We start from the raw sequence: 4,498 nt of genomic DNA, 5'->3' as shown, positions 1-4,498 counted from the left end.
CTGGCACGAACGCCGCCTCGCCGAAAAGGCCGCCGAGCTGGCCGAACTGGGCAAGGTGCACGCCATCACCTGCGACGTCACGGACGAATCCCAGGTCCAGGCGTTGATTGCCGGGGCGGTGGAGCAGTTCGGCCGAATCGACGTGATGATCAACAACGCCGGCCTCGGCGGCACCCGCTCCGTGCTGGAGATGACCGACGACGAGTGGTCCCGGGTTCTCGACATCACGTTGACCGGCACCTTTCGCTGCACACGCGCCGTGCTGCGCCAGTTCGTCGCGCAGGGCGGCGGCGGGGCGATCGTCAACAACGCGTCGGTGATCGGATGGCGGGCACAGGCCGGGCAGGCGCACTACGCCGCGGCGAAGGCCGGGGTGATGGCCCTCACCCGCTGCTCCGCCCTGGACGCCGCCGAGCACGGCGTGCGGATCAACGCCGTGGCACCGAGTCTGGCGATGCACCCGTTCCTCGCCAAAGTGACCAGCGACGAACTGCTGCAGGAACTGGAGCAGCGGGAAGCGTTCGGCCGCGCCGCCGAACCCTGGGAAGTCGCCAACGTGATGGTGTTCCTCGCCAGCGACTACGCCTCCTACCTGACCGGTGAGGTCGTGTCCGTGTCCAGCCAGCACCCCTAGGGAGCCCAAGTGCCTGAAGCCTTTCTCCTCGACGCCGTCCGCACCCCCGTCGGCAGGCGTGGCGGCGCCCTGTCCGGGTGGCACTCCGCCGACCTGGCCGCGCACATCATCCGCGCGGTGGTTTCGCGGGCCGGGGTGGACCCGGACCTGGTCGACGACGTGATCCTCGGCTGCACGGACACGCTCGGCCCGCAGTCCGGCAACATCGCCCGCACCGCCTGGCTGGCGGCGGGGTTCCCGGACCACGTGCCCGGGGTGACCGTGGACCGGCAATGCGGATCCAGCCAGCAAGCCGTGCACTTCGCCGCCCAAGCCGTGCTCTCCGGAACCCAAGACCTCGTACTCGCCGGCGGGGTGCAGAACATGAGCCGCATCCCCATCAGCGCCGCCATGCTCGCCGGCCGCGAATACGGCTTCGACGACCCGTTCTCCGGCTCCAAAGGCTGGCAGGAACGCTACGGCAGCGTCGAGGTGTCCCAGTACCGCTCCGCCGACATGATCGCCGAACACTGGGACATCACCCGCGAAGCGATGGAAACCTATGCGCTGCGCAGCCACCAGCGCGCCCTCGCCGCCATCGACACCGGACGCTTCACCGCAGAGATCGCGCCGGTCGACGACTTCTCGATCGACGAAGGCCCGCGCCGCGACACCAGCCTGGAACGCATGCAGGGGTTGAAGCCGCTCTCCGAGGGTTCTCGCCTGACCGCGGCCGTGGCGAGCCAGATCTCCGACGGCGCCAGCGCCGCGCTGATCGCCTCGGAGTCCTTCGTGCGGGAACACGGACTCACCCCACGCGCCAGGATCCACCACATCTCCGTCCGGGCGGCCGACCCGGTGTGGATGCTCACCGGACCCATCCCCGCGACCATCCACGCCCTCCGCAAGACCGGCCTCACCGTCGACGACATCGACCTCTTCGAGGTCAACGAAGCCTTCGCCAGCGTCGTCCTGGCCTGGCTCGACGAAACCGGCGCCGAACCCGACCGAGTCAACGTCAACGGCGGCGGCATCGCCCTCGGCCACCCGATCGGCGCCACCGGGACGAAGCTGCTGGCCACCCTCCTGCACGAACTCGAACGCCGCAACGGCCGCTACGGCCTGCAAACCATGTGCGAAGGCGGCGGCACCGCCAACGTCACCATCATCGAACGGTTGTGATCACACCCCCAGGCGCTTGAGGGCCTGGGCGAACAAGGCACGGGCATCGGAGGGACGGCCCGCCTCGATGCGGGCCGTCCACACCTCCAGCGTCACCCGGACAGCCGCGGCCAGCGTTTCCACGGCCAAGCGAGGCTCCAGGTCCAGATCCGGATCGGTGCCGGTAGCTCGCGCGATGTGTTCGACGAGCCGTCGCGACTGTTCGGCGTCCAGCCGCAATCCCGCGGCGTTCAGGACCGGGTTCGCCGCCATCAACCTGCGCACGCGCATCATCGTCTGGGCTTCGGGACTGCTGCCGTCTCCGTAGGACTCCAGCACCTCGGCGTAAACCTGTGCCAGCACCTCGTGCGGCGCACGAGAGTCCCCGTCGCCAAGACGCGATTCCAGCGCCTCCGCGAAATCGCGGTGAATCAGCAGCGCCGCGTCCTCCTTCGTCGCGAAGTGGCGGAAGAACGTGCGGGGCGAGACCTCCGCCGCCGCGGCGATGTCGTCGACTGTCGTGCCCTCGACACCGTGCCGCTCGAACAACTCGAGCGCTGCCGTGCTGATGTCGTGCTGAGTCCGACGTCGCTGCCGCTCTCTCAACCCCGTCATCGCACCTCCTTCGTGACGCTTGCCGTCAACTATGCCATGTCTGCTACGTTGACAGTGAACGCCTATATGGCACTCACTGACACATTCGAAGGAGTCTTCTCGTCGTGCCGATCGGAAAACCGACGTTCACGCTGGCCGTGGTCAGCCTCGGCGCCGCCATGGTGGCGCTGGACGGCACCGTCATCTCGGTGGCGAACCCGGCGCTGTCCGCCGAGCTCGACGCGAGCCTGACCGACCTGCAATGGGTTACCAACGGTTATCTGCTCGCGATCGCGACCACCCTCGTAATCTTCGGCAGAGCCGCCGACCGCTTCTCCCGCAAAGGTTTCTGGCTTACCGGAGTGGTGGCCTTCACGGCGGCGTCCGTCCTCGTCGGCCTCGCACCATCCGTCGAACTGGTGATCGTCTGGCGGGTCGCGCAGGGCCTGGCTGGAGCGTTGATCATGCCCGCCGGCGTCGGCTTGCTGCGTGGCGCGTTCGCCGGAGCCGCGCTGAGCAGGGCACTGGCCGTGTGGAGCACCTGCACCGCTGGTGCTGCCGCGGCAGGCCCGGTGATCGCCGGCCTGCTCGTCGAGAGCTACGGCTGGGAAGCCGTGTTCTTCATCAACGCCCCGATCGGCGTCATCGCTATCGGGCTGGGCCTGCGTCACCTTCCGCGAACGCCGAAGAGGCAGGCCGACGGGCGACTGGACGTGCCCGGAGCCGTCCTCCTCGCCGCCGCCATGATGTCGCTGGCGTGGGCGGTGCTCGAGATCGAGAAAGCCGGCTCGGCGGGCATCGTGCTGCTCTTCTTCGCCCTGGCCGCGACGCTGACGGTCGTGTTCTGCCTGCGAGAAAGCCGCGCCAAGGAGCCTGTTCTCGATCTGCGGATCTTCCGGAACCGCACGGTTCCCGCCGCAGCACTGCTGGTGGTGCTCGCCTTCTTCACGCTCTACGGAACGCTGTTCTTCGTCACCCTCTACCTCCAGCGTGTCCGGGGTGCCGACGCGGTGGAAGCGGGCGTACAGGTTTTGCCGTTGACGGTCGCGCTCGGCGTGGCGTCCGCTCTCGTCGGCCGCCTCAACGCCCGTTTCGGCCCACGACCGGCCCTGCTCGCCGGTACCGCCGCGATCGCGCTGTCGGCGTTCGGCCTGTCCCAGCTGGAAACCGGAACCGGTTACGCCGGCCTGTGGCCGTGGCTGGTCGGGATGGGCGCCGGGGTGGGGCTGGTCTCCGTGGCCAGCACCGAGGCACTGGTCGGAAATGTCGACCAACGTCTCAGCAGCGTGGCGGGCGGTCTCCAGCAGACAGCGTCGCAGCTCGGCGGTGTCCTCGGGACCGCGGTTTTGTCCACTGTCGTGTCCTCGTCGGTCCAGTCCCGGCTTTCGTGTGAGCTGGCGGCGAACGGGGTGCACGGTGGCGTGGCCGAGGCCGTCGCCGCCGACGCCGACAAGGTCGCCCAGGGCATCGCGCCGGTGCCTCCTGGCGCGAACGGTGCCCTGACGTCGCGAATCACCGACGCCAGCCACGAGGCCTTCCTGGCCGGCATGAGCTCGGCTCTCCTCGTCGCAATGGGCGCCGCGCTCGCCGGACTCGTCGCCGCGCTCTTCGTGCGTCCCGGAGTCACCGTGTCTCGCGACGAGGTCGTCGTCATGCACTGAGACCGTCGTTCAGCCGAGGGCGCGCAGCCGCGGCAGGACGTCCTCGGCGAACTGCGTCAGGAAGCGTTCCTGGTCGTGGCCGGGGCCGTGGAACACGAGGTGGTTCAGGCCCGCGTCCAGGTACGGCTTGATCTGCGCGACGGCCTCGTCCGGGTCGGAGGCCACGATCCAGCGCTTGGCGACCTGCTCGATCGGCAGCTCGTCGGCCAGCCGCTCCATCTCCTCGGCCGAGGACACGCTGTGCTTCTGCTCCGGCGTCAGCGACAGCGGCGCCCAGAACCGGGTGTTCTCCAGGGCCTTGGCGTGGTCGCGGTCGTAGGACATCTTGATCTCGATCATCTTGTCGATGCCCGCGACATCCCGCTCCGCCGCCGCCGCGCCCTCGGCGACCGCCGGCATCAGCTTGTCGTTGTAGAGCTCCATGCCCTTGCCCGAGGTGCAGATGAACCCGTCCCCGGCCCGGCCCGCA

At 69.0% G+C, this 4,498-nt stretch carries 5 protein-coding genes; 3 read left to right on the top strand and 2 right to left on the bottom strand.

Translation table 11 applies throughout. The features are described 5' to 3' along the window. Together ACCP09_RS38625 and ACCP09_RS38620 are read left to right on the top strand one after the other, a co-directional pair. The coding region (locus ACCP09_RS38625) for an SDR family oxidoreductase (RefSeq protein WP_433753973.1) at positions 1–634 on the top strand (634 nt) is incomplete at its 5' end. A 9-nt stretch (positions 635–643) separates the two neighbouring features. Next, entirely contained in the window at positions 644–1,795 is a 1,152-nt protein-coding gene (locus ACCP09_RS38620) for an acetyl-CoA C-acetyltransferase (RefSeq protein ID WP_433753971.1), read from the top strand. Here ACCP09_RS38620 and ACCP09_RS38615 read toward each other — a convergent pair whose 3' ends face one another. Then, entirely contained in the window at positions 1,796–2,380 is a 585-nt protein-coding gene (locus ACCP09_RS38615) for a TetR/AcrR family transcriptional regulator (RefSeq protein WP_433753969.1), read from the bottom strand. A gap of 146 nt (positions 2,381–2,526) precedes the next feature. Here ACCP09_RS38615 and ACCP09_RS38610 point away from each other — a divergent pair, with 146 nt between their 5' ends. Further along, the gene (locus ACCP09_RS38610) at positions 2,527–4,029 is read left to right on the top strand and encodes a DHA2 family efflux MFS transporter permease subunit (protein ID WP_433753967.1); all 1,503 of its coding nucleotides are present in this window, start codon (positions 2,527–2,529) and stop codon (positions 4,027–4,029) included. A gap of 9 nt (positions 4,030–4,038) precedes the next feature. On the opposite strand, the gene ACCP09_RS38605 is transcribed toward ACCP09_RS38610, so the two are convergent. Further along, the coding region (locus tag ACCP09_RS38605) for an LLM class flavin-dependent oxidoreductase (RefSeq protein WP_433753965.1) at positions 4,039–4,498 on the bottom strand (460 nt) is incomplete at its 5' end.

It is taken from the genome of Amycolatopsis sp. 3B14, from assembly GCF_050958625.1.
GTDB lineage: Bacteria > Actinomycetota > Actinomycetes > Mycobacteriales > Pseudonocardiaceae > Amycolatopsis_E > Amycolatopsis_E thermoflava.
The sequence above is the reverse complement of the archived record's forward strand: the minus strand, read 5'-3'. Positions and strand labels throughout refer to the sequence as shown.